Below are 23,932 nucleotides of genomic sequence, written 5' to 3'. Positions count from 1 at the left end.
TTAAGCAATATTTATAGGAGGTGTTTTTATGTTAATTGAAAAAAATGTAAAGGATTTTGTAAGCCAAGTTGCAAGCAATGAACCCGCTCCAGGAGGCGGCAGTGTTTCTGCATTGGTTGGTAGCCTAGGTGCCGCTTTGACTAGTATGGTTGGAAATTTAACTGTTGGTAGAAAAGCTTATGAAAAATTAGATGGAGATAAAAAAAATGAATTAAATGAAAATTTAGTTAAAGTTCAAGCTTCTATTGAGAGACTTAACAATTATGTTGATGAAGATACCTTATCTTTCAATAAAGTCATGGTTGCATTTAAGATGCCAAAGGAAACAGAAGAAGAAAAAAATGCAAGAAAAGAAGCCATTGAAAATGCTACTAAGGAAGCCTTAGAAGTACCTTTAGGGTGTGCAAAAGAGTGTTTGGAAGTATTAAAACTTCAGAAAACCTTTGCATTGTATGGAAATCAAAATGCAATAACTGATGTAGGCGTAGGAGCGTTACTTGCTTATGCAGGATTAGAGGGAGCGTTGCTCAATGTAAAAATAAATCTTGGTGGATTGAAAGATGAGAAATATGTAGATAATATACAAAATGAAATAGATAGGATATTGGGAGAAGGAAAAGAATTAAAAGAAGAACTACTGAAAATTGTCTATGAAAAATTAGGCTAAAGAGGGTATTTATAAGGGGTAGATATATATGTCTAGGCAAAATGGCATCACTGTTGAAGATATGCTTAAACTAGAAGTAATGGAAGATTGCAAAATAGTGGCTGGATTTAAAGGTATTAGAAATACTATTTCTAAAGTCAATATCATGGCAGATCCAGATATAATTGACTGGGTTCAGGAGGGAGAGTTTTTGCTGACTACTGCTTATTCTTTTAAAAAGGATGATGCAGAAGAACAAAAGAGACTTATAAAAGAATGTTCCAGAAAAAAGCTAGCGGGAATTGGTATTAAAATTTATCCTTATCTTGACAGCCTTCCTGAAGAGGTCATAAATTTGGCAGACCATTTGGATTTTCCTATAATAGATATTTATTATTCTATACCGCTATCTAATATAATGACAGAAGCACTGAAAGAAATATTTAACAAACAAGCTTCTCTTTTGGAGAGAATTGAAAAAGTTCACGAAGAATATATGAATGCTATGCTTGAAGGAAACGGTATAGGGGAATTAGCTTTAATAGTTTCCGAAAACATAAAGAATCCTGTTTATTTGTCTCTAGATTTTTGCAATGAGAATGTAGAGATATTTGATGGAGTAGATGAAGATATAAAAGAATTTTTTAGAAAAGATATAAAAAAATTTTATGAGCCAATTTCTACAAGAAGTAGTTTGAAAAGACTTGAGGAGAGCAAAGTACTTATAAATGGGAAGTATATAAAGCGAATGATTATGCCAATTATAGTTAAAGATAATATATATGGTCATATATTCACTTGGGCTATAAACACACCTTTGGGTGGTTTTGATTTATCTATACTTGAAAGTGCTTCTACTGCCATTGCCTTAGGAGTATTGCAAGAATTGTCAGTAAAAGAAGTAGAAATTAGATACAGATCAGAATTTTTTGAAGACCTTATTTCAACAGATTTAAAGAGAAAGAAAAAAGCATTGGAAAGGGCTCATTTTTTCAATTTAAATTATAATGATATATATATTATAGAAGTAATGAGTTTTAAATTTATTTTAAATAAGGGAGAAGAATTTTTTGTTGATTATGTTCAAGATTATGTGAACAAAGTTGTTTCTATTATTGAAGATATTATTTCAAATTTGGAATTACACGGAATAGTAGCTAGTAAAATGAGTGGTATACAGATTTTATTGGGATTTGAAAAACAAGGTACAGAACAAGATAAACTAAAGGAATTTAACGATTTATTGGAACGGGAATTGTCTAAAAAATTTGAAAATATGGAATTTAAGATTGGAGTGGGACGAGCTTATAAAGGACTGGAAGATGTAAATAAAAGTTTTTCAGATGCTTTAAAGACTATTAGAACAGGAAAAGTATTGACAGATAAAAGAGTTGTTACTTATGATGAATTGGGGATATTCAAGATTCTTTGTCAAGATTTTTTGACTGAAGAATTGGAGGATTTCTACAATGGCACATTAAAATCTTTGGCTGATTATGATAAGAAAAAATCTACAGAACTTGTAAAGACTTTAGAATCTTATTTTGAACATAATGGGAATTTAAAGAAAATGTCAGATGCATTATATACTCACTACAATACTATTCTCTATAGAATAAACAGAATAAATGAAATCACTGGAATGAATTTAGATGATCCAAATGATAGATTGAATCTTGAAATTGCACTGAAGATAAAAGAACTACTTGTGAAATAAAAAGGCTTCCATTGGAAGCCTTTTTATTCTTCTACCAATGCTACAGATCTTATAGGTGAACCAGAACCGTCTCTTATTTTTAAAGGGAGTCCAATATATAAAAATCTTTTATTAACTACTTTGTCGAGGTTGCACAAATTTTCTGTATTGGTTATATTATATTCTCCACAAACTAAATGGCCTGAAAAGTTTATATCATCTGGAGTTTGATCTATAGCTGGTGCATCTACGCCTATATTCATGACTCCACGTTCAGCCAACCATTTTGCTCCTTCATAACTAAGACCTGTATAATCTGTTTGAAATGCCTTAGTACCATAGGTTCTGTTATGATGGCCAGTGTATAGCAAAATTATATCTCCCTTTTTTATTTCTTGACCAGATTTTCTTACAGCTTCTTCCAAATCTTTTGGTTCAATATAAGCTGGATATCTGACATGACTTAAGTCAATACATAGGGCACTACCCCAAAAATGTTCCAAAGGCATTTTGTCAATAGTTGGGCCACCAGGTTTAAATTCTGCTACTCCATCACTATGGGTACCACAGTGTTCACTTAAAAGCAAATTTCTTGCAGAGAAGCCTAAAGTGGTGCTTCCTGTCATTTCCATATTTTCTTCATAAGTCATATTTCTCATAATGAAAGTTTTCTGATGCATAGGGAAGACAGACATACCTTCATAAATTTCTTGAGAGAGATCTATTAACTTTAAAGTCATATTTTCACTCCTTTCATATTTTAATTAAATCTTATAATAGCTTGACTTAAAAATCATTATTAAAAACATACAAAATGTTTAGTGAATTTTCACAAAAATTAGTCTATTCAAAAGATATAATTGAAAAATTTTTATAGTAAAATAACAAGGAATATTTTATACTACTATGTTATCATAATTTAAAAGTTGGCTAAAGCCTAAATACAAAGGGGGATTTGTCATGTATGATGTAATTGTTAAAAATGCCAGGATACCTCAAGGCCATGATACCGTTCTAACAAATATTTTAGTCAAAGATGGAAAAATAGCTGGATTTGTAGAATCAATAGAAGGTTTGGAAGGAAGAGAAATAATAGATGCTAAAGGAAATCTTACAATACCTGGATGTATAGATTCTCATACTCACTTTATGGATCCTGGATTTACTCACAGAGAAAACTTTTTAACAGGAACTTCAGGTGCAGCAGCAGGGGGAGTTACAACTATTATTGATATGCCTTGTTGTTCAGTTCCTTCAGTAAGAAGTGTTGCACAGCTTGAAAATAAAATAGAAAAAATTAAAGATAAAGCTATAGTGGATTTTGCCTTATGGGGTGGAGTTACAGGAGAGGATGTAAGGGAAGGCTGGCTTCACAATGTACAAGAACAAGCAGATTATGGAGTTACAGGATTTAAGGTTTATATGACCCCATCAGTTCCAACTTATCCAAGAGTTACAGATCCTGAAATGTATGAATGTTTTAAAGCTGTAGCTAAAACAGGCTTACCTGTTGGAGTTCATGCTGAAAATTTTGCTATGTGTGATTTCTATGTAAATCGTTTTCAAGAAGAAGGAAGAATGGATGGACCAGCTTGGGCAGAAGCAAGAATGATTTTGGCTGAAAAGGTAGCTATTCAATTGGCAATAAGTTTTGCAGAGGATACAGGGGTAAGACTTCATATCGTACACATGAGTACAGGAATAGGGGCAGATTTAGTTAAGGAAGCTAAGATGAGAGGATTAGATGTAACAGCTGAAACTTGTCCTCACTATTTAACTTTGAATTATGAAGAAACTATGAGCAAATACGTACAACTTGCAAAGATTGCACCACCAATTAGAACGACTGAAGACAATGAACGTCTATGGAAAGGGATACAAGAAGGAAGTGTTGACTTTATAGCAACGGACCATGCTCCATATAGTCTTGAAACTGAAAAATTAAAAGAAGGATTCAATATATGGACTGCATTCCCAGGAATTCCTGGAGTAGAAACTATGGCTCCAATCATCATAAGTGAAGGATATAACAAGGGAAGAATTTCTCTATCAAGATTAGTTGAAATACTAAGTACAAATGCAGCTAAACATTATGGCTTGTATCCAAAGAAAGGCATTATGAATATAGGTTCGGATGCAGATTTCACAATTGTAGATATTGACAAAGAATGGACCATTGAAAAAGATAAAATGTATTGTCTAAACAAATATACACCATTTGATGGATTTAAGCTAAAAGGCAAAATTTATAAGACAATAGTTCGTGGAAAAGTCGTATATGAAGATGGTGAAGGAATTGTAGGAGAAGAAGGATATGGTCAATTTGTTAAGAGACAAAGCATACAAAAACTTGATCATATAATAAAATTTTAAGGAGGAATAAAAAATGGCAAGACATGCAATCTTAGTTATAGATATGTTAAATGATTTTGTTGGAGAAAAGGCTCCTCTTAGATGTCCAGGTGGAGAGACAATCATTCCAGATTTACAAAGACTTTTCAAATGGGCTAGAGGTAGAGAAGGGGACGATGTACAATTAGTATTTATTGAGGAAGCTCATAGAGAAAATGATGCTGATTTTAGAGTTAGACCAGTGCATGCTGTAAAGGGAACTTGGGGTTCAGATTTCATACCTGAACTTTACCCAGAAAAAGGTGAATATATAGTTCAAAAGAGAAGACATAGTGGATTTGCATATACAGATTTAGATTTATATTTGAGAGAAGAAAATATAGATACTGTAGTAATGACAGGTGTATGGACCAATGTATGCGTTAGAAGTACAGCTACAGATGCATTGGCTAGAGCATATAAAGTAATCACGTTAAGTGATGGCTGTGCATCAAAAACTGAAGAAATGCATGAATATGGTTTAAATGACTTGAGTATATTTTCAAAGATAATGACTATTGATGAATATATAGATGCTTGGGAAAAAGGTTTGGATCCATGGGAAGGCGGAGGAGACAAGGAAAACAAAGTCAAATAATCTATGAGGGCATTAGCCCTCTGGATTGTTGAAAGTGAGGAAGAAATATGAAAATAGTTGTTGGAATATCTGGAGGAAGTGGTGCCATATATAGCTTAGCTCTACTTAAAGTATTACAAGAACTAAAAATAGAAACTCATCTAGTAGTATCTACTATGGGAGAATATGTTATGGATCATGAATGTGGTGTGAAATTAGATGAGCTAAAGAGTATGGCCACCTATTTTCATGACAATAAAGATTTTACCGCTCCTATTGCCAGTGGTTCATTTAAAGTAAATGGAATGGTTATAGTGCCTTGCTCCATGAAGACTTTGTCAAGTGTATCCAATGGGTTTTCAGAAAGTCTTTTGACTAGAGCTGCTGATGTAAATATAAAAGAAGGTAGAAAACTTGTATTAGTTCCTAGAGAAACACCTTTAAGTCCAATACATCTTGAAAATATGCTTAAACTTTCAAAAATAGGTGTGACTATACTTCCAGCTTGTCCTGGGTTTTACAATCATCCTGAGAGAATAGATGATATAGTTTATAACATAGTTGGAAGAATATTAGACCAAATAGGAGTTGACAATGACCTATTTGGGAGATGGCAAGGTGTTTAGAAGGGGGTAGGATGTTTGGAAAGACAAATGCTCAGATCTACTTTAGATAGACTTAGTAGTATGGGAAAACTTTTGGTCTGTGAAACTAGAGTAGATTCTAAATATGAATTGGGTGGAGTATTAAAATATTTTGACAATAAAAGACCCATACTTTTTAAAAATATAAAGGGCAGCAATGTAAAAGTTGCTGGTGGTCTTTATGGAGATAGGGAAACTTTATATAATCTTTTAGGCATGACCCATAAAGACAGAATTTTTAGATTTATGGAAGCAATTGCAAATCCAAAACCTTATAATATAGTTAATAATGGTCCTGTTAAAGAAAATGTCATAAAAAGAAACATTGATTTGCCTAGAATGTTTCCCATACCAACTCTTCAAGAAAAAGATTCTTCAAGTTTCATAACAGCAGGCATGATGGTAGTAAAAGACCCTGAAACGGGAAAGTACTATACTTCAGTTAGAAGGTTTCAAGTCAATGGAGGAAATGAATTAAGTGCTCTTATTGTATCGCCAAAGCTTACCAGTGATTTTCTCGAATTGGAAAAATTGAATAAACCGCTTGAGATAGCCATAGTATTGGGTTATGATGCAGAACTTTTAATGGCTAGTCAAGTAAGTAGTTCTACTTATGGCGTAGATAAATATGAGATAGATAGTGCCTTAAGAGGAGAACCAATAGAACTTGTTTCTTGTGAGACCGTAGATATTTTAGTTCCTGCACATAGTGAAATAGTACTTGAAGGTAGAATGGTTCCCAATAAGAGAAAAATTGAAGGACCTTTTGGAGAATTGATGGGATACTATGGTGAAGCAAATTATCATCCTATTATAGAAATAGATGCAGTCATGCATAGGAATGATCCTATATTTCAAGTAGCATTTCCTTGTAGGGAAGAACATTTATCTAATGGACTTATAAGGGAGGTTGAACTTTACAATTATGTAAAAAATCAAGTAGATGTAGTAGATGTAAATGTAACAGAAGGTGGAGGATATAGATTCAATGCTTTTGTATCTATAGACAAGAAAAATTCTGGGGATGGGAAAAGTGCTATAATTGCAGCCTTAGGTAGCAGCAAGGATTTAAAACATGTAGTGGTTGTGGACAGAGATGTAGACATATTTGATTTGAGGGATATAGAGTGGGCTATTACTACAAGAGCTCAAGCTTCACAAGATTTAGTGATTGTTCAAGGCGGACTTGGATCATCCTTGGAACCATCTCATGGTTTGAGGGGAGTTACTGACAAAATAGGTATAGATGCAACAAAGCCTCTTGGAGAAGCAGGGGAAAAATTTGAAAGAGCCAGAATTCCGGGTTTTGAGGAAATAGATATAAAAAAATATTTTCCAAATATTAAGTAAAAAAGAGGTGAAGAGTTTTGAGGGAAGCTATAGGAATGGTTGAAACTAGAAGTTTAGTTGCTGCAATAGAAGCAGCTGATACAATGGTGAAGTCTGCCAATGTAAAAATATTAGATTATCAAATTGTTGGTTCAGGTCTTGTTTCCATAACAGTCACAGGAGAAGTGGCAGCAGTTCAAGCTGCAGTGCAAAACGGAAAAGAGAAGGCAGCACAAATAGCAGAAGTAGTTTCAGCTAATGTAATTCCAAGACCTCATGATGAAGTTGATAAAATTTTTTAACTATATAATATGGTGGTGATATAATGGTGAATCCACTAGCTAGAGTAGCTATGAATAATCAAGTGAAAAAAGACCAAAAAGATATAGGAACAAATAGAGAAATGGTAAAAGCAGAGAATATTACATCTCATGAGGAAAAAATTATATCAGAAATAATACATGGGGAAAAGAAAATGGAAAGTAAAGGGACTAATGCTACTATGGTCACATTAGATGAAGTAGCTCGAAAGCTTAAAGGAAATCGTTAAAGGAAGGTGGGAGGCAAATCATGGATAAGGCATTAGGGCTTATTGAAACTGTAGGATTTGCTACGACTGTTACAGCATTAGATGCAGCAAGTAAGGCGGCAGATGTAAATTTGATTGGCGTTGAAAAAGTCATAGGTGTAGATAAAGCTGTAAGTGTGACTATTCAATTTGCAGGAGAAGTGGCAGCGGTTCAAGCAGCAGTAGACGCAGGTGTTGAGGCGGGAAATAGAGTAGGGAAAATTGTATCTGGTCATGTGATTCCAAGACCTCATGACGAAGTAGATAAACTTATAGAACAGTTTTCTAAAAATTTAAATGAAAAAAAGCAAAAAGAAGAACAAAAAGCAAATGGTACCAAAGAAAAAAATAAGAAATAAAATTTATAAATGAGGAGGAGAAAAGTATGAGTCAAGCATTGGGCATGGTTGAAACTAAAGGGTTGGTAGGTGCAATAGAAGCTGCAGATGCTATGGTTAAAGCTGCAAATGTTACTATAGTAGGATATGAAAAAATAGGTTTTGGTCTTGTTACAGTTATGGTTAGGGGAGATGTTGGTGCAGTTAAAGCAGCAGTAGACGCAGGAGCAGAAGCTGCAAGAAATGTTGGAGAATTATATTCTGTTCATGTAATTCCAAGACCACATTCAGAAGTTGAAAGGGTTATTTTGAAAACTATTGAATAATTAAAGTGGAGTGTTTTGAATGGATAAATATGAGTTTACTTTAAATATACTTGAGGGTATCACATCAAAAGTAAATAATGAGGACTGTATTTTGGCTCTTTTTACGGGATCAAATTGGGCTATAAATGAAAAAATAGAGGATTTAAGAAAAGTTAAGGCTCAAAATGTTCCTATGGACATAGGCTTCTCTTTTATGGGAGGGAAAATATTAGATGTAGAAAAGATAAAAAGAGAACTGGATCCTAAAAAAATATATATTGAAAAAGATATTTATGAGCTAAATAATATTTTTCATGGATACTCTCAAGTTGTAGTTCCAAATATAACTATGAATACCCTTTCTAAAGTTAGTTTAGGGGTGATTGACACTTTTGTTCCAAATGTCATATGGGGGTTTTTGTACAAAAACAAAAAAGTCTTTTTAGACTTTGGTTGTGTAAGAAAGTTCAATGGGGAAGAGTGCAAAAACAGTGTTATAAACAATCAAGTTGAAAAACATATTGAAAATTTGTTAAAAATGGGAGCAGTAGAAATAGAAACAAAGAAATATGTAGACAAAATATTGCCTATATCAAATGGCATAGAAAGCTTAGAAAAAGCAGAGAAAACTGTTATTACTGAAAAGGATTTAATGAATTTGTCTCACACAAATAGAGAATTGCATATTCGTAGAAATACAATATTTACGCCATTAGCCAAGGATAGGGCTAGGGAGTTAGGAATTAAAATAATAAAAGAAAATTGAGAGGAGAGGTAATATGTATATTGGTAGAGTGATAGGAACAGTTGTAGCTACTAGAAAAGATGAGAAACTTGTGGGCAGTAAACTATTGATTACTCAGCCTCTCAATATAGAGTTGAAGCCTATAGGGGAACCTCTAATTGGAGTAGATACAGTAGGTGCTGGCATAGGCGAATTGGTTATTTATGTAAAAGGTACAGCTTCAAGGATTGCAGCAAGAAAAATGGATTCTCCTATAGATATATCTATAGTAGGAATCATAGATAGTATGGATGTCCACAAGGAAACATTAGGAGGAAACTAGAAGGGGGGTTAATTTTAAGTTGAACAACCCATTATATTATAAAAGAGCAATGGAATATAGAAATTTAATAGATACTTTAATGGGTGATAAATATTTTGCGGATACCATATTGTATGGCGGTGAAGTGGTAAATGTTATCACAAGAGAAATTTATACAGCAGATATTGCTATAAAAGGTAAGTATATATTGTTGGTAGGGGATTCAAAGGACCTTACGGGGTCTGATACATTGGTTATTGATGTTAGAGGGAAATATTTATCACCAGGTTTTATAGATTCTCATATGCATTTTGAAAGTAGTATGCTTACAATAACGGAATTTTCAAGGCTTTCCATACCGTCTGGAACTACTACATTGATTGCTGATCCTCATGAGATAGGCAATGCACTAGGCCCTATAGGTATAAAGGCTATGGCTGATGAAATAGGAAATGTACCCAATCATATCAAATTGGTGGTGCCAGCACTTACACCTGATTGTCCAGATTTAGAGACAGCAGGAGTTGATGTGACATCTGATGATATGGAAGAACTTTTAAATTATAAGAATATAGTAGGTATTGGTGAATTGCAAGGATATAGCAATGCAAAACATGTGTATAAAAATACCCCTGAGATAATAACAGATTTGCTTGCATCTACTATTTATGCAAGAAGCAAGGGAATGGTTGTAGATGGGAATGCTCCGGAATTATATGGAAAAGAATTGGCTTCTCATATAATAGCTACTGGTGGCAGCTGCTCTTGTCATGAAACCACTAGTAAGAAAGAAGCTATGGAAAAATTGAGGCAAGGAGTTTATCTATTTATGAGAGAAGGTTCAACTCAAAGAAATATGGCTGAATGTATTAGGGCAGTCACGGAAGAAGGATTTGATTCTAGAAGATGCATATTAGCTACGGATGATATGGTGGCAGCTGATCTAGAAAAGCTAGGTCATATGAATGAAATAATTAGAAGAACTATAAGAGAAGGAGTAGATCCAATAGAAGCTATTCAAATGGCTACCATAAATTCTGCAAGTTATTTTGGATTGGAAGATGTGGGAGTATTAGCTCCTGGAAAATTAGCAGATATAGCTGTAATCAGTGATTTAAATGAGATGAAAGTAGAAGGGGTATTTATAGAAGGAAAACTAGTGGCTTTACATGGTGAACTTTTAATAGATCTTCCTAAATATACTTATCCGGCAGAAGTGAAGAATTCAGTAAAACGTGGACCTATTTCTGAAAAAGATTTAGAAATCAGTGCAGCTGGAAATACTGCAAAGGTTAGATGTATAAAGCTTATTCCAGATCAAAATTTGTCAAGATGCTTGGAAGAAGAAGTTAGAGTTTCAAATAAGGTGGTTCTTCCAGATGTAAATAAAGATGTGCTGGAAATAGCTTGTATAGAGAGATATGGCAGAAATGGCAATATAGGAAAGGCTTTTGTTAAAGGATTTGGGATGAGGGAAGGAGCTTTTGCTGAATCTGTGGCTCATGATACTCACAATATCATAGTAGTAGGTACAAATTTGAGGGATATGGTATTGGCTGTAAATAGAGTTATAGAAATAGGTGGGGGACTTACAATAGCTAACAAAGGAAAGATACTATCTGAATTGAGGCTTCCAGTAGGAGGACTTATAACAGATGAACTTTCAGGTCACGAAGTAAGCGAAAAGATTGCTGAATTGGAAGCTATAGCCACAAGGGAATTGGGAACCAGTGTACATGCACCATTTATGCATCTTTCATTTTTAGCTCTTTCAACAAGTCCAGTATGGAAAATAACAGATAAAGGATTGGTTGATGTAAACAACTTTAAAATTCTTCCTCCTATTGTTGGGGAATGATTATTTGGATTATTTATAATATATGAAACATAGGCAAATAAAAACTATGTAATGTTCACTACATAATAAACATTTAAATTCGACATTTCATTCTTCCATTGACTATTGCAAATGACATTGATATTATATTTATAGATAATTTAAATTCACATAAAGGTTATGGCATTTTGTAAATGTCTAAAATTATATATAAAAGAAAGGGGGATAGTTTTTTTAAATAAAAAGAAAAAGGAGGAGTACAATGACGACTAATTCACAAGCCAGTGGTGGGTTTTTTGAAAAAAAATTCAAACTCAAAGAAAATAATACTGATACTAAAACCGAGGTATTAGCTGGTATTACTACGTTTATGACTATGGCTTATATTTTAGTGGTAAATCCAATTACATTGGCTGAGGCAGGAATGGATAAAGGAGGAGTATTTACTGCCACAGCACTTTCAGCAGTTATAGCAACTTTAGTTATGGCTTTTTATGCAAATTATCCATTTGCATTAGCACCAGGTATGGGATTAAATGCATTTTTTGCTTATTCAGTAGTATTGGGAATGGGACATTCTTGGCAATTTGCACTTACAGCAGTATTTCTTGAAGGTATAATTTTCATAATCTTGTCGACTTTTAAAGTAAGAGAAGCTATATTTGATGCCATACCAACCAATCTTAAAAAAGCAGTTTCTGTGGGAATTGGATTGTTTATTGCATTTATAGGACTTTCTTCAGCGGGAATAGTAGAGCAAGGTGGAGCAATTCTTACATTGGGGAATATACACAGCAGTGAAGCTATATTAGCACTTATAGGTCTTGTAATAATGGGAATATTACTTGCAAAACAAGTTAAGGGAGCACTTCTAATAGGTATCATTGTTACAACAATTATAGGTATTCCTATGGGAGTTACTCATCCAAGTGGAGTGTTTTCTCTTCCTCCATCACTTAAACCTGTAGCATTTAAGTTTGTTTGGGATGAGATATTTACAAAGGATATGTTTGTTGTAATGTTTACTTTCTTGTTTGTTGACGTATTTGATACTATTGGAACTTTGGTTGGAGTATCTTCAAAGGCCAATATGTTAGATGAAGATGGAAAACTTCCAAAGGTTAGTCAGGCTCTTATGGCTGATGCTATAGGAACTGTTGCAGGTGCTTGTTTAGGGACTAGTACTGTTACAACTTATGTGGAAAGTGCATCAGGAGTAGCGGAAGGTGGAAGAACAGGACTTACAGCTTTTACAACAGCTTGTCTTTTTGCGTTGTCATTATTGTTTGCACCAATATTTATAATGGTTCCAGCAGCAGCGACAGCTCCAGCATTGATATTGGTAGGATTGTTTATGATGAGTCCAATAAAAGATATAAATCTTGATGATTTCACAGAAGCAATTCCAGCATTTTTAGCTATCATAATGATGCCTTTAGCATATAGTATTGCTGAAGGAATAGTTTTTGGAATGGTTTCTTATGTAGTACTTAAGTTACTTACTGGTAAATGGAAAGATGTATCTCCAATTATGTATGTATTAGCTATACTATTTGTATTAAAAGGTTTTATTTAAAACAAAGTATGTATACCGCCTTCCATATGGAGGGCGGTATTTCTAAAAGGGGGGATAGGTATGAAGAAAGCTTACAAGCCTAAAACACTTGATGAAGTCCTATATTTGTTGGATAAATATAGTGAAAATTCTGAAATAATTGCAGGAGGCACGGATATAGTTATAGATTTGAGAAACAACAAAATTGTATCTGACATAATGATAGATATTACAAATATTCCCTATATATCTCATATAGTTAAAAAAGATGGATATATTGAAATAGGTGGGGGAACTACTTTTACACAAATAGCAGAATCAAAAATTTTGGGGAGAAAATTGATGGGTTTAAAAAAGGCTTGTAGTATGGTAGGCTCTCCTCAAATCAGGAATAGAGGTACAGTTGGAGGAAATATAATCAATGGCAGTCCGGCTGCAGATTCTGTTCCTCCTCTTATAGCTCTTGATAGTGAAATAACTTTAGCTTCAATAAATGGGGAAAGAACTATGAAAATTGAGGATTATTATCTTTATAAAGATGAATTAGGTATAAAAAATAATGAAATTTTGACTAATATTAAATTTAAAGCTTTAAAAAATGATGAGGCAATTACTTTTTCTAAGCTAGGACTTAGAAAAGCTTTAGCTATATCTAGAATTTCCATGAGTATATTTTTATCTTTGAACGAAGAAAAAAGATGTAAAGATATTAGAATTGTCAGTGGAGCATTGGGGAAGTTCCCAATGAGAGAAAGAGAAGTAGAAAAAGTTTTTGTAGATAAAAAGATAGATGAAGATTTAGTATGTGAAGGTTTAAAAGTACTTGAAGGAGTACTTGACAATAGATTGAAGGGAAGACCTACACTAGAGTATAAAAGACAAGCAGTGAAGGGATTGTTCATAGAGGCCATGGAAGACGGGGAAAGGTATTTTGAAGAGGTGATTTTATGAAAAAAATATCACTTATGGTGAATGGAGAAAATAAAACTTTGGATGTAGAGGAAGATAAAAGATTGTTAGATTTCCTTAGAGATGATTTAGGACTTATAGGAGTAAAAGAAGGCTGTGGAGAAGGTGAATGCGGCGCTTGTACAGTTATAATGGACGGTCAAGCGGTTGTTTCTTGTTTAGTCATGGCTTTTCAAGCTGATGGAAGTCACATAACTACCATAGAAGGCTTGGCTAAAAATGGAGAGCTTCATCCAATTCAAAAGGCTTTTATTGATAGTGGTGCTGTTCAATGTGGATTTTGTACTCCTGGAATGATTCTTTCTGCAAAGGCATTATTAGATAAAAATCCTCATCCTACTAGAGAAGAAATAAGAGAAGGTCTATCAGGGAATTTATGTAGGTGTACAGGATACAACAAGATAGTAGATGCAGTGGAAAGGGCCATATTATATATGGAGGGGGAGAATAGCTATGAGTTTTGATATTGTAGGGAAAAACATTATTAGAAGAGATGCTTTGGGGAAGGTTACAGGAAAAGCTATGTATCCTCAGGATATTTATATGGAAAATATGCTTTATGGAAAGACTTTAAGATCAGATAAACCACATGCATATATAAAAGTAGATACAAGTGAAGCGGAGAAGGTAGATGGAGTAGTCAAGATATTTACTTCTAAAGATGTGCCAAACAATTGTCATGGAGTAGTGCTTAAGGATCAAGAAGTTTTTTGTAGTGAAAAGGTTAGAAGGATAGGAGATCCTATTGCATTTGTAGTAGGAGTTAGTGAAAAGGCTTGTATAGAAGGGCTTAAAAAAGTTAAGGTGGAATATGAGGATTTGGAAGGGGTATTTGATCCAATATTGGGAATGGGAAAAAATTCTCCAAAAGTTCATGGGGATTCAAATATAATTTATCATTATAAATTGAGAAAAGGTGATATAGAAGAAGGATTTAAAAATAGTTATATTGTAGTGGAAGAAACTTATAAAGTTAATTCAGTAGAACATGCTTTTTTGCAAACAGAAGCAGGGGTAGGTATGATTGATGAGAATGGAGTTATAACCATATATGTAGCTACTCAATACCCTCATTATGACAAAGAAGAGGTTGTAAGTACACTAAATCTTTCTGAAGAAAAGGTAAGAATTGTAAATACAAATGTTGGAGGGGCTTTTGGGGGAAGGGAAGATATTTCACTTCAAATACATCTTGCATTGGCTGCCATGACATTGAAAAGGCCTGTAAAAGCAGTATATTCAAGAGAAGAATCTTTTGTTGCTCATTCAAAACGTCATGCAATGGTTATGAAATACAAGACAGGGGCAGATAAAAATGGGTATTTGCAAGCTATGGAGGCGGAAATCATAGGAGATACTGGAGCCTATGCATCTTGGGCTTTTAATGTACTACGGAAAGCAGGAGTTCATGCTACTGGACCTTATTATATACCAAATGTAAAAGTTGATAGCATTGCTGTGTATACCAACAATCCTTTTGCTGGAGCTATGAGAGGATTTGGTGCTACACAAGTTCCCGTTGCCCATGAACAACAAATGGATATGTTGGCAGAAAAATTGGGATTTGATCCTGTGGATATAAGAATGAAAAATATAATTAGAAAGGGTTCTGAAATTGCTACAGGGCAAATACTCACAGAAAGTGTACCACTAGATATTTGCTTAAATGAAGTTGTAGAAAAGTTCAATTTCATGAAGAGATTTGAGGGGGGATTAAAGTGAAAAAAAGAGGTGTAGGACTTGGTCTATCTATTTATGGAACTGGATATGGCAATGGTTTTCCAGATGTGTCTAAAGCTAAAGTTAGACTTATGGAAGATGGGAAAGTAGGAATATTTGTAGTAGCCACTGAGGTAGGACAAGGAGCAAAGACTGTTATGACGCAAATTGCCGCAGAAACTTTGGGATTAGAGATTGAGGACATACTTCTTTTTAGTGAAGATACAAACATTTCTCCTGATTCAGGTACTGCAGCGGCTAGTAGACAGACTTACAATACGGGAAATGCAATAAAAATTGCATGTGAAAATTTCAAGGAAAAAATATTTAAATGTGCTAAAATTGAATTGGAACTAAATTCTACAATAGGTTTAGATATAAAAAAAGGAAAAGTATTTATGAAAACTTTTCCTAGAAAGCAGGTTTTCCTTAAAGAATTAGGCAAAATTTATAAGGACAATATTGTTGAAGCTGAAGGCACTTTTATTGCTCAAACAGTACAAATGGATCCAGATACTGGACTGGGGGCACCATATTGGCCTTACACTTTCAATGCTTGTGCAGTTGAAGTTGAAGTAGATACACTAACTGGCAAAGTTGAAGTATTAGATAGTGTTTTTGCTCAGGATGTGGGGAAAGCTATAAATCCAAAATTGATAGAAGGTCAAATGGATGGAGGATTTGCCATGGCTTTAGGATATGCGCTATTGGAAGACTTGAAACTTAAAAATGGGAGAATTATGAACAACAAGTTTTCTAGATATCTTATACCAACTGCTATGGATATGATAGATTTTGAAAAGATTATAATAGAAGATCCAGAAACAACTGCTCCTTATGGAGCTAAGGGTATAGGGGAGCCAGTTATGATACCTATTGCACCAGCTATATTAAATGCTATTTATAATGCTATAGGAGTGAGGTTTACTGAACTGCCTGTTACACCAGAAAAGATTGTCAAGGCACTTAATACTAAAGTAAAAGAGGAGGATTAGAAATGGAGAAGGAAGAGCTAAAAAAGATGATAAATATAGCTAATGGGAATGAAAAGGCAGAATTAGTTTTAAAAAATTGTTCAATAGTGAATGTATTCACCAGTGAAATAGTTAAAGGAGATGTAGCTGTAGATAATGGCAAAATTGTTGGGATTGGCGAATATGACGGAATGGAAGAAATGAATTTGAAAGGTGCATACCTATGTCCAGGCTTTATAGATGGTCATGTTCACATTGAATCTTCTATGGTGAGTCCTGGTGAATTTGCTAAGGCTATTGTACCAAGGGGAACAACTACAATAATAGCAGATCCCCATGAGATAGCTAATGTAAAGGGAATAGACGGAATAAAATATATTTTAAATGATAGCGAAAATTTACCTCTAGATGTATATATAATGTTGCCTAGCTGTGTTCCTGCTACTCCTTTTGAGAATTCTGGAGCTAATCTTTCGCACAAAGAGTTAAGTGAAATGATAGATGAGAAAAGGGTATTAGGATTGGGAGAGATGATGAATTATCCAGGAGTTATAAATGGAGATGAAGAAATAATTGAAAAGATACTCATAGCAGAAAATAAAAAAATAGATGGGCATGGACCAATGATTAGCGACAAAGAGTTAAATGCTTATGTAGTAGCAGGAGTATCTACAGAACATGAATGTTCTACTTTAAAGGAAATAGAGGATAGACTTAGGCTTGGAATGTATGTACTCATAAGAGAAGGGTCAGCAGCCAGAAATTTAAGTGAACTGATAAAAGCAGTAAATAAGGACAATTTGAGAAGATGTTTATTCTGTACTGATGATAAGCATCCAGAAGACATTCTTAAAGATGGACATATAGATCACAATATTAGACTTGCAATTAAAAATGGGATAGACCCAATAGATGCTATAAAAATGGCTACATTAAATGGAGCAGAATGTTATGGCTTAAGAGATAGAGGAGCTATAGCACCAGGATATGTGGCAGATCTAGTAGTTGTTGACAATTTAAGAGATCTTAATATATTAAAAGTATTTAAAAATGGTAATATAGTGGGGGAAAATAAAAAGCCATTATTTAAAGTTATACCATCAAGTATTAGTACAGTTGAAAACTCAATCAATGTAAAAGGTGTTTCTTTAAAAGATTTTGAGATAGAACTTAAATCAAATAAAGTGAATGTCATAAAGTTAAATCCTCATAGTTTATTTACTGAAAAAGAAGAAAAAATAGTTCAAGTTAAAGATGGAAAATTTGAATATGGCAATGAGGATATTTTAAAAGTTGCTGTTATAGAAAGACACAAGGCAACTGGAAATATTGGCTTAGGTTTAGTTGAAAATTTTGGACTAAAAGGAGGTGCCATTGCCTCTACCATAGCTCATGATTCACACAATATAATAGTCATAGGTGATAGTGATTTTGATATGATTGTGGCTATAGAGGAAATTGAAAGAATAGGTGGAGGGATAACTATAGTTTCTAATGGGGAGGTACTTAAAAGTCTTCCACTGTCCATTGCTGGACTCATGTCAAAAGAACCTCTTGAGGTTGTAAATAATTCATTAAAAGAAATGCTAGATATTGCTTATGATAAATTTAAAGTTAATAGAGAAATGGATCCATTTATGACATTAGCTTTTATTGCACTTCCAGTTATACCAGAGCTAAAAGTTACAGATTTAGGACTGTTTCATGTAAATGAATTTAAATTCATAGATATTTCTATTTAGAATTAATCTTGGGGGGATTGGAATGAAAAAAAAGTATAAATTATTTTTGTATTTAACAATATTTATTTTTATGGGTATAGGTTATGTAATAAATATTTTTGTTAAAAATATCTACTTAAATATAATTTGTATAGGATTTATATCATTATTTTTATCTTATTTGATTGAAACTATAAATAAGAAAAAAGAAAAAGGAAATATAAATGAACTAAAAAACTATTTAGAAAAAGACAATAAAGAAAATATAAAGACCCAAATTGAGGCTTCTACCGAAATATTTTGTCTATGTGAAACCTTAGATAAAGTATCAGAAGAGAGTTTATCTTCCACAGAAAATATTTCTTCTTTCATAGAAATAGCTGATACAAATGCTTTAAATCAGTTCAATATGCTTAAAGAAACCAGTGATATTTCAAACAAAGTTTGTTCAACTTTAAATGATATAAATACTAATATAAATGAAAAAATTAAATTTATTTCAAATTCAATAACTGCAGTTCAAGAAGGGTTAGAATCAATGAACTATATTGAAAAGAGAATTAATTCATCAAAGGGATTAGCTCAAAATTCTTCTCAGCAAGTAGGGAAACTAAAAAAATATTCTGATGAAATTGTAGAATTTACTGATATGATAAATAGTATTTCCAAAGAAATAAATATGCTTTCATTAAATGCTTCCATAGAAGCAGCAAGAGCTGGAGAATACGGAAAAGGGTTTAGTGTAGTTGCAACAGAAGTAGGAAAACTTGCAAAGAGTACAGAGGAAGTATCTTCGAAGATTGAAGAGGTTATTTATACTTTGAGAGATGAAATAAATACAATAGTTAGTTCCATAGAGGAAGAAGAAAAATATATAGAAGAAAGTTGTACTGTAGTTGAAAACTCTAATGAGAGTTTAGGAAATATAGTTGAAAATTTGAATATAGGTAAAGATAGTTTAGAAGATATAAAAGATGTTTCTAGGGAAAATAATGAATATATTATAGACATAGCTAAAAACATAGAAAGTATCACTGAATTTTCTAAGGAAATATCAAATCATATGGATGAAACCAACAGTCAAATATTAGAACAAAATAGTAGAGCAAGCTATTTATCTCAGATAATCGACAAGCTTAAAGAGGATGTAAATAAGATGCAACAATATGTTGCTGGGGATATTATGGAAGATAAGATGTACAAAGAAGCTATTTATATAAGGGATAAAATAAAAAATGTAGATAATATAGATGATCGATTTATAAACAGTTTATTAGAAGAAAGAGGAATAGATGCTATTTATATCACAGATTCTAATGGAGTTGTAGTTTATACAAATGAAGAACAAGGCCTTGGACTAAATTTATATGAAGCAGATAGATCGCTTAAATCTGTGGGAGAGGGAACTAATGAACATGTGGTGACCCCTATAAAGAGAAGAGTAGAAGATGGGAAAATGTTTAAATTTTTGGCTATTGGAGATGAAAAAGGCGGATTATATGAAATAGGATTGTCACTAGAAACTCTCATGAATAGGATGTAAATGGAGGAGTTTCGCATGATTACAGGTATAATACTTGCTTCAGGTTTTTCTTTTAGAATGAAAAAAGATAAGCTTTTATTAAAAGTGGATAAAGAATATATAATTGAAAAATTAATTAAAGAAGTAAAAAAATCTGAATTAGATGAGGTCCTACTTATATTTAGAAGTGAAGAAGTGGGTAAAATAGGAGAAAAACATGGAATTAAAACTGTCTATAATGAAAAAGCTTATCTTGGACAAAGTGAATCGTTAAAATTGGGAATTATGCATTCAAATATAAATTCGGAAGCGTTTATGTTTTTAGTTGGAGATCAACCATTTTTAGATAGTTCAACTATAAATAAATTGTTGTTTGAATACAGGAATACACCTCAAAATATCATTGTACCTTGTTATGGAAACAATAGGGGAAATCCTACTATATTTCCTTCTGTATTTAAAGGGGATTTGTTAAAAATAGAAGGAGATATAGGTGGACGATTGGTTATGGAAAAGTATCCATATTTGATAAGGCAAATATATATTGAAAATGAAAGAATTGGACTAGATATAGATACCTCCATGAGTTACGAAAATATGAAGAATATAATTAAAAAGGTTTTTAATGAAGACAGCTAAAATTTATTTTTAGCTGTTTTTTATCTTTAAAATTAAAGTTTCAATAGCATATAATATGGTATAATAAAAATGATTATTCATCTTGGGGGTGAAAAAATGATTTATTTTGACAATGCAGCTACTTCTTTTCCTAAGCCAGAAACAGTATATGAAAGTGTTTTTAACGTTATGAAAAATTATGGTGCTAACCCAGGAAGATCAGGACACAAGTTGGCTTTAAAAGCTGGTAGAGGAATTTATGAGACTAGAGAAGCAATTTCAAATTTGTTTAATATAAAAAATCCAATGGATATAATATTTACCTACAATTGTACTGATAGCTTAAATTTAGGGATAAAGGGACTATTAATTCCAGGGGACCATGTCATAACAACTTCAATGGAACACAATTCAGTACTTCGACCACTCAAGGCTTTGGAAAAAAACGGGGTTGAAACTACTATTATAAAAGGTGATTCAAAAGGTAGAATAAATCCTTTAGAAATAGAAAATTCTATCAAGAAAAATACTAAAATGATAATTACAACGCATGTTTCTAATCTTACAGGAACTATTATGCCTATAAGAGAAATTGGGGAAATAGCCAAAAAACATGGAATTATATATATGGTAGATGGTGCTCAATCAGCTGGAGTATATGATATTGATGTGGAGGAAATGAATATTGATTTGTTAGCTTTTCCAGGGCATAAGGGATTGTTAGGGCCACAAGGTACAGGCGGACTTTATATAAGAGAAGGAATTGAGCTTAAAGAATTAAAGGAAGGTGGTACTGGCAGTAGTTCAGATTCATTGTATCAACCAGATATATTGCCAGATAAATATGAAAGTGGAACCCCAAATGCTCCTGGAATCATAGGTTTGGGCGAAGGGGTTAGGTATATTTTAGATAGAGACATTGCAAATATTAGGAGACATGAAGAAGAATTGACACGGCATTTTATAGAAGAGCTTTTAAAAATAGATGGTGTTAAAATTTATGGTCCCTTAGATATAAATGAGCAAGGAGCTGTGGTTCCTATAAATATAAGGTATGAAGATTCATCTGAAATAAGTTATATATTAGATGAAGAATATGATATTTGTGTGAGGTCAGGACTTCATTGTGCTCCATTGGCTCATAAGACTATAGGAACATTTGAACAAGGTGTAATACGTTTTAGTTTTGGATTATTTAATACTCATGAAGAGATAGAACAAGGTATAAAAGCTATTAAATGTATTTCGGAAGATATCTAAAAGGAAGGGAAATATATGCAAGAAATGAGAGAAATTATAATTAACTATAATATAGAAATAATCATTGGGATGGCGGTTGCTTTTTTTGTTCTTTTGATACTTTATATTGTTGAACAATTTAGAATGAATCGCATTACTGAAAAATACAATGCACTGGTGAAAGATGTAGATGGAGTGAATTTAGAGCAGCTTATTTTAGAAACTCTCAAAGAAGTTGATGAAATAAAATTAGATTGTGATAAATTAGAAAAACAATATTTAGAGTTAGATAGTAGACTTAGATTTTCAATTCAAAGGGTGGGAGTTGTAAGATATAATGCCTTTGCAGACTTAGGGAGTGAACTCAGTTATTCAATTGCTCTTCTTGACGATGAATTGAATGGGCTTATTTTGACTAGTATTTATGGAAGAGAAAATTCCACATCTTATACTAAACCAATTGTCAAAGGGAAATCTAAATATGCTCTTTCTGTAGAAGAAATGCAAGCTATAGATAGGGCAATTAGAAGAGAATAGAATTCATATGCATAAAAAATCTCCTAGAGTAGACAATATTATTTAAAGAATCTCAAGGAGGTTTTTTATGGGTAAAAAAATAGCAATAGAAGAGAGTTTGATAGATTTAAAAAATGAATTAGAGAACATGGGATATGATATAGTAGATATGGACAATGGTGATGTAGAAGCTATAGTATATATGAGTGCTCTTGTAAACATGAATATGGGATTTGATATATCAAATGGGAAAGGAGCTATTCTTATAAATGCCCATGGGAGAACTGCTGATGAAATAGATGAGATAATTAGAAATAGAAAATACAGTTCTTTATTTTAAAACAAACAAAAACCTCAGGCATTTGCCTGAGGTCAATCATTATATTTTGTTTATTTAAAAGGGACAGGTCTTTGATTAATTTCATTATAACACAATTAGTTCAAAATTTCGATTTTTTTTCTTTTTCTTCCCTAGTATATCTATGTAATGCTATATGAGTACTCTTAGAGATGACCTCTGCCATATTCATGACTAAACTAAGACGAGTGTTTTGAAGAACCACATATTCCATCATACCGCTTATATTCACAACTCCTGTAATGCTTATATGCCCTATATCGGGAAGCTTTTTATTTACACCAAGGCCAGGTTTTAGTGGACCATTTTTTATATTTAAATATCCCACTTTATCAAATCTCCCAAGGGATGCATCTATGGCCAACACAAAAGGTTCCATATATTCTGTATGTATAAAATCAATTTTTTCTTCTAAGTTTTTTGCATGAACAGGTTTATTTAAAGTTCCTAAAACACGTATATTATCATATGTAGATAAAATAGGTTCTAGTTTATATCCGACCAAAGGTCCAAGAGAATCTCCTGTAGAACGATCTGAACCTATGCAAAGTATTATTATATTTTCATAATTTTCTATTTCTGCTTTTACAAAATATCTATAAATAAGATTGCTAAAATCATAGATTGCTAGTGGAGAATAGGAATCTACTGAAGAAATGTCAATATTAGAAATTAAATTCATAACCATCCTCCTGATAGATTTATTAATAATATTTTTATTAAAGGGGATTCTATATTAGAAGTATTACCTAAAGTTTAAATATAAATACTTTAAACTTTGAAATACATTTCGAAAAGTTTTTATTGAAACGTTTTAAAATTAAGGAAACTTTTCTTGAAACTTATTAACGGAAAGCTGTGTATTTGAAGTATTGAAGTAGAATTTTTCTATTCGTTATAAAAAATGTGTTGACAAAAGATATTAAAGATGATAGTATGAATAATGTTCTCAGCAAAAGACAAAGAAAAAACTATTGACAAAGTCGAAGAAATGATATATACTAATAAAGCAACTCAAAAGAACCATGATAATTGAACAGCGTGAAACAATCCTTGAGTTTAATTAAAAATTATTAAGACAGGTAAAACTTTTTTATGAGAGTTTGATCCTGGCTCAGGACGAACGCTGGCGGCGTGCCTAACACATGCAAGTCGAGCGAAGAATATATAAAGAAATCTTCGGATGGAAATATATATTTCTTAGCGGCGGACGGGTGAGTAACGCGTGAGGAACCTGCCTTGTACTAGGGGATAGCCTCGGGAAACCGGGATTAATACCCTATGATACTTGAGGATCGCATGATTTTCAAGTCAAAGCGATTAAGCGGTATAAGATGGACTCGCGTCCCATTAGCTAGTTGGTG

26 protein-coding genes and 1 rRNA gene are annotated in these 23,932 nt (G+C 32.8%); 25 read left to right on the top strand and 2 right to left on the bottom strand.

Going from position 1 to position 23,932, the window contains the following annotated elements:
- Nucleotides 1-28: 28 nt before the first annotated feature.
- On the top strand, nucleotides 29-667 hold the full coding sequence (locus BUA21_RS11900) for a cyclodeaminase/cyclohydrolase family protein (protein WP_072745058.1): 639 nt from the start codon (nucleotides 29-31) through the stop codon (nucleotides 665-667).
- 28 nt (nucleotides 668-695) lie between these two features.
- Nucleotides 696-2,363, top strand: a complete 1,668-nt coding sequence (locus tag BUA21_RS11895) for a PucR family transcriptional regulator (RefSeq protein WP_072745057.1) — start codon at nucleotides 696-698, stop codon at nucleotides 2,361-2,363.
- Between the two features lie 23 nt (nucleotides 2,364-2,386).
- On the opposite strand, the gene BUA21_RS11890 is transcribed toward BUA21_RS11895, so the two are convergent.
- The gene (locus BUA21_RS11890; protein WP_072745056.1) at nucleotides 2,387-3,082 is read right to left on the bottom strand and encodes a cyclase family protein; all 696 of its coding nucleotides are present in this window, start codon (nucleotides 3,080-3,082) and stop codon (nucleotides 2,387-2,389) included.
- A gap of 220 nt (nucleotides 3,083-3,302) precedes the next feature.
- Between BUA21_RS11890 and allB the strand changes: the two genes are divergently transcribed.
- The 22 genes from allB (at nucleotide 3,303) to BUA21_RS11780 (ending at nucleotide 22,550) form a co-directional block, all read left to right on the top strand.
- Entirely contained in the window at nucleotides 3,303-4,715 is a 1,413-nt protein-coding gene (gene allB / locus BUA21_RS11885) for an allantoinase AllB (RefSeq protein WP_072745055.1), read from the top strand.
- A gap of 13 nt (nucleotides 4,716-4,728) precedes the next feature.
- Nucleotides 4,729-5,331, top strand: coding sequence for a cysteine hydrolase family protein (locus BUA21_RS11880; RefSeq protein ID WP_072745054.1), 603 nt, complete (start codon nucleotides 4,729-4,731; stop codon nucleotides 5,329-5,331).
- Between the two features lie 47 nt (nucleotides 5,332-5,378).
- Nucleotides 5,379-5,936 (top strand): UbiX family flavin prenyltransferase, encoded by a 558-nt coding sequence (locus tag BUA21_RS11875; RefSeq protein ID WP_072745053.1) that lies wholly within the window; start codon nucleotides 5,379-5,381, stop codon nucleotides 5,934-5,936.
- A 15-nt stretch (nucleotides 5,937-5,951) separates the two neighbouring features.
- Complete coding sequence (locus BUA21_RS11870; protein WP_233242622.1) at nucleotides 5,952-7,304, top strand: UbiD family decarboxylase; 1,353 nt, start codon at nucleotides 5,952-5,954, stop codon at nucleotides 7,302-7,304.
- A 17-nt stretch (nucleotides 7,305-7,321) separates the two neighbouring features.
- A complete protein-coding gene (locus BUA21_RS11865; protein WP_072745052.1) occupies nucleotides 7,322-7,585 on the top strand; it encodes a BMC domain-containing protein in 264 nt (87 codons plus the stop codon).
- Nucleotides 7,586-7,608: 23 nt separating this feature from the next.
- Entirely contained in the window at nucleotides 7,609-7,833 is a 225-nt protein-coding gene (locus tag BUA21_RS11860; RefSeq protein WP_072745051.1) for a hypothetical protein, read from the top strand.
- A 20-nt stretch (nucleotides 7,834-7,853) separates the two neighbouring features.
- The gene (locus tag BUA21_RS11855) at nucleotides 7,854-8,210 is read left to right on the top strand and encodes a BMC domain-containing protein (protein WP_072745050.1); all 357 of its coding nucleotides are present in this window, start codon (nucleotides 7,854-7,856) and stop codon (nucleotides 8,208-8,210) included.
- Between the two features lie 26 nt (nucleotides 8,211-8,236).
- Nucleotides 8,237-8,515, top strand: coding sequence for a BMC domain-containing protein (locus BUA21_RS11850; RefSeq protein ID WP_072745049.1), 279 nt, complete (start codon nucleotides 8,237-8,239; stop codon nucleotides 8,513-8,515).
- A 19-nt stretch (nucleotides 8,516-8,534) separates the two neighbouring features.
- Nucleotides 8,535-9,260: a flavoprotein gene (locus BUA21_RS11845; protein WP_072745048.1), complete on the top strand. Its 726-nt coding sequence runs from the start codon at nucleotides 8,535-8,537 to the stop codon at nucleotides 9,258-9,260.
- A 13-nt stretch (nucleotides 9,261-9,273) separates the two neighbouring features.
- On the top strand, nucleotides 9,274-9,561 hold the full coding sequence (locus tag BUA21_RS11840; protein WP_072745047.1) for a EutN/CcmL family microcompartment protein: 288 nt from the start codon (nucleotides 9,274-9,276) through the stop codon (nucleotides 9,559-9,561).
- A 19-nt stretch (nucleotides 9,562-9,580) separates the two neighbouring features.
- Complete coding sequence (ade, locus tag BUA21_RS11835) at nucleotides 9,581-11,398, top strand: adenine deaminase (RefSeq protein WP_233242623.1); 1,818 nt, start codon at nucleotides 9,581-9,583, stop codon at nucleotides 11,396-11,398.
- 241 nt (nucleotides 11,399-11,639) lie between these two features.
- A complete protein-coding gene (locus tag BUA21_RS11830) occupies nucleotides 11,640-12,953 on the top strand; it encodes an NCS2 family permease (RefSeq protein ID WP_072745046.1) in 1,314 nt (437 codons plus the stop codon).
- Nucleotides 12,954-13,013: 60 nt separating this feature from the next.
- Entirely contained in the window at nucleotides 13,014-13,883 is an 870-nt protein-coding gene (locus BUA21_RS11825) for an FAD binding domain-containing protein (protein WP_072745045.1), read from the top strand.
- Nucleotides 13,880-14,365 carry a (2Fe-2S)-binding protein gene (locus BUA21_RS11820; protein WP_072745044.1) on the top strand — a complete coding sequence of 162 codons (486 nt, stop codon included), beginning with the start codon at nucleotides 13,880-13,882 and terminating at the stop codon, nucleotides 14,363-14,365. The genes BUA21_RS11825 and BUA21_RS11820 overlap by 4 nt, the downstream gene beginning before the upstream one ends.
- Entirely contained in the window at nucleotides 14,355-15,623 is a 1,269-nt protein-coding gene (locus BUA21_RS15240; RefSeq protein ID WP_072745043.1) for a xanthine dehydrogenase family protein molybdopterin-binding subunit, read from the top strand. Before BUA21_RS11820 ends, BUA21_RS15240 begins: the two co-directional genes overlap by 11 nt.
- Nucleotides 15,620-16,615 (top strand): xanthine dehydrogenase family protein molybdopterin-binding subunit, encoded by a 996-nt coding sequence (locus BUA21_RS15235; protein ID WP_072745042.1) that lies wholly within the window; start codon nucleotides 15,620-15,622, stop codon nucleotides 16,613-16,615. Before BUA21_RS15240 ends, BUA21_RS15235 begins: the two co-directional genes overlap by 4 nt.
- 2 nt (nucleotides 16,616-16,617) lie before the next feature.
- Nucleotides 16,618-18,336, top strand: coding sequence for an adenine deaminase (gene ade, locus BUA21_RS11805; protein WP_072745041.1), 1,719 nt, complete (start codon nucleotides 16,618-16,620; stop codon nucleotides 18,334-18,336).
- 22 nt (nucleotides 18,337-18,358) lie between these two features.
- Nucleotides 18,359-19,858 carry a methyl-accepting chemotaxis protein gene (locus tag BUA21_RS11800; protein WP_072745040.1) on the top strand — a complete coding sequence of 500 codons (1,500 nt, stop codon included), beginning with the start codon at nucleotides 18,359-18,361 and terminating at the stop codon, nucleotides 19,856-19,858.
- Between the two features lie 15 nt (nucleotides 19,859-19,873).
- A complete protein-coding gene (locus BUA21_RS11795; RefSeq protein WP_072745039.1) occupies nucleotides 19,874-20,476 on the top strand; it encodes a nucleotidyltransferase family protein in 603 nt (200 codons plus the stop codon).
- Between the two features lie 96 nt (nucleotides 20,477-20,572).
- A complete protein-coding gene (locus BUA21_RS11790) occupies nucleotides 20,573-21,715 on the top strand; it encodes an aminotransferase class V-fold PLP-dependent enzyme (RefSeq protein ID WP_072745038.1) in 1,143 nt (380 codons plus the stop codon).
- A 15-nt stretch (nucleotides 21,716-21,730) separates the two neighbouring features.
- Nucleotides 21,731-22,231 (top strand): DUF4446 family protein, encoded by a 501-nt coding sequence (locus BUA21_RS11785; RefSeq protein WP_072745037.1) that lies wholly within the window; start codon nucleotides 21,731-21,733, stop codon nucleotides 22,229-22,231.
- Between the two features lie 67 nt (nucleotides 22,232-22,298).
- Nucleotides 22,299-22,550: a YkuS family protein gene (locus BUA21_RS11780; RefSeq protein WP_072745036.1), complete on the top strand. Its 252-nt coding sequence runs from the start codon at nucleotides 22,299-22,301 to the stop codon at nucleotides 22,548-22,550.
- A 100-nt stretch (nucleotides 22,551-22,650) separates the two neighbouring features.
- On the opposite strand, the gene yyaC is transcribed toward BUA21_RS11780, so the two are convergent.
- A complete protein-coding gene (gene yyaC / locus BUA21_RS11775) occupies nucleotides 22,651-23,250 on the bottom strand; it encodes a spore protease YyaC (RefSeq protein WP_072745035.1) in 600 nt (199 codons plus the stop codon).
- Between the two features lie 409 nt (nucleotides 23,251-23,659).
- Between yyaC and BUA21_RS11770 the strand changes: the two genes are divergently transcribed.
- Nucleotides 23,660-23,932, top strand: a 16S ribosomal RNA gene (locus BUA21_RS11770); the annotation flags it as partial.

Origin of the sequence: Sporanaerobacter acetigenes DSM 13106, from assembly GCF_900130025.1 — a bacterium.
Lineage (GTDB): Bacteria > Bacillota > Clostridia > Tissierellales > Sporanaerobacteraceae > Sporanaerobacter > Sporanaerobacter acetigenes.
Note: the sequence above shows the minus strand (reverse complement) of the source record. Positions and strands in the feature narration are given on the sequence as shown.

What these genes read in the sequence shown, in the direction of transcription:
- BUA21_RS11900 (WP_072745058.1), top strand. Translation starts at nt 29, where the DNA reads ATGTTAATTGAAAAAAATGTAAAGGATTTTGTAAGCCAAGTTGCAAGC.
- BUA21_RS11895 (WP_072745057.1), top strand. Translation starts at nt 696, where the DNA reads ATGTCTAGGCAAAATGGCATCACTGTTGAAGATATGCTTAAACTAGAA.
- BUA21_RS11890 (WP_072745056.1), bottom strand. Translation starts at nt 3,082, where the DNA reads ATGACTTTAAAGTTAATAGATCTCTCTCAAGAAATTTATGAAGGTATG.
- allB (WP_072745055.1), top strand. Translation starts at nt 3,303, where the DNA reads ATGTATGATGTAATTGTTAAAAATGCCAGGATACCTCAAGGCCATGAT.
- BUA21_RS11880 (WP_072745054.1), top strand. Translation starts at nt 4,729, where the DNA reads ATGGCAAGACATGCAATCTTAGTTATAGATATGTTAAATGATTTTGTT.
- BUA21_RS11875 (WP_072745053.1), top strand. Translation starts at nt 5,379, where the DNA reads ATGAAAATAGTTGTTGGAATATCTGGAGGAAGTGGTGCCATATATAGC.
- BUA21_RS11860 (WP_072745051.1), top strand. Translation starts at nt 7,609, where the DNA reads ATGGTGAATCCACTAGCTAGAGTAGCTATGAATAATCAAGTGAAAAAA.
- BUA21_RS11855 (WP_072745050.1), top strand. Translation starts at nt 7,854, where the DNA reads ATGGATAAGGCATTAGGGCTTATTGAAACTGTAGGATTTGCTACGACT.
- BUA21_RS11850 (WP_072745049.1), top strand. Translation starts at nt 8,237, where the DNA reads ATGAGTCAAGCATTGGGCATGGTTGAAACTAAAGGGTTGGTAGGTGCA.
- BUA21_RS11845 (WP_072745048.1), top strand. Translation starts at nt 8,535, where the DNA reads ATGGATAAATATGAGTTTACTTTAAATATACTTGAGGGTATCACATCA.
- BUA21_RS11840 (WP_072745047.1), top strand. Translation starts at nt 9,274, where the DNA reads ATGTATATTGGTAGAGTGATAGGAACAGTTGTAGCTACTAGAAAAGAT.
- BUA21_RS11830 (WP_072745046.1), top strand. Translation starts at nt 11,640, where the DNA reads ATGACGACTAATTCACAAGCCAGTGGTGGGTTTTTTGAAAAAAAATTC.
- BUA21_RS11825 (WP_072745045.1), top strand. Translation starts at nt 13,014, where the DNA reads ATGAAGAAAGCTTACAAGCCTAAAACACTTGATGAAGTCCTATATTTG.
- BUA21_RS11820 (WP_072745044.1), top strand. Translation starts at nt 13,880, where the DNA reads ATGAAAAAAATATCACTTATGGTGAATGGAGAAAATAAAACTTTGGAT.
- BUA21_RS15240 (WP_072745043.1), top strand. Translation starts at nt 14,355, where the DNA reads ATGAGTTTTGATATTGTAGGGAAAAACATTATTAGAAGAGATGCTTTG.
- ade (WP_072745041.1), top strand. Translation starts at nt 16,618, where the DNA reads ATGGAGAAGGAAGAGCTAAAAAAGATGATAAATATAGCTAATGGGAAT.
- BUA21_RS11800 (WP_072745040.1), top strand. Translation starts at nt 18,359, where the DNA reads ATGAAAAAAAAGTATAAATTATTTTTGTATTTAACAATATTTATTTTT.
- BUA21_RS11795 (WP_072745039.1), top strand. Translation starts at nt 19,874, where the DNA reads ATGATTACAGGTATAATACTTGCTTCAGGTTTTTCTTTTAGAATGAAA.
- BUA21_RS11790 (WP_072745038.1), top strand. Translation starts at nt 20,573, where the DNA reads ATGATTTATTTTGACAATGCAGCTACTTCTTTTCCTAAGCCAGAAACA.
- BUA21_RS11785 (WP_072745037.1), top strand. Translation starts at nt 21,731, where the DNA reads ATGCAAGAAATGAGAGAAATTATAATTAACTATAATATAGAAATAATC.
- BUA21_RS11780 (WP_072745036.1), top strand. Translation starts at nt 22,299, where the DNA reads ATGGGTAAAAAAATAGCAATAGAAGAGAGTTTGATAGATTTAAAAAAT.
- yyaC (WP_072745035.1), bottom strand. Translation starts at nt 23,250, where the DNA reads ATGAATTTAATTTCTAATATTGACATTTCTTCAGTAGATTCCTATTCT.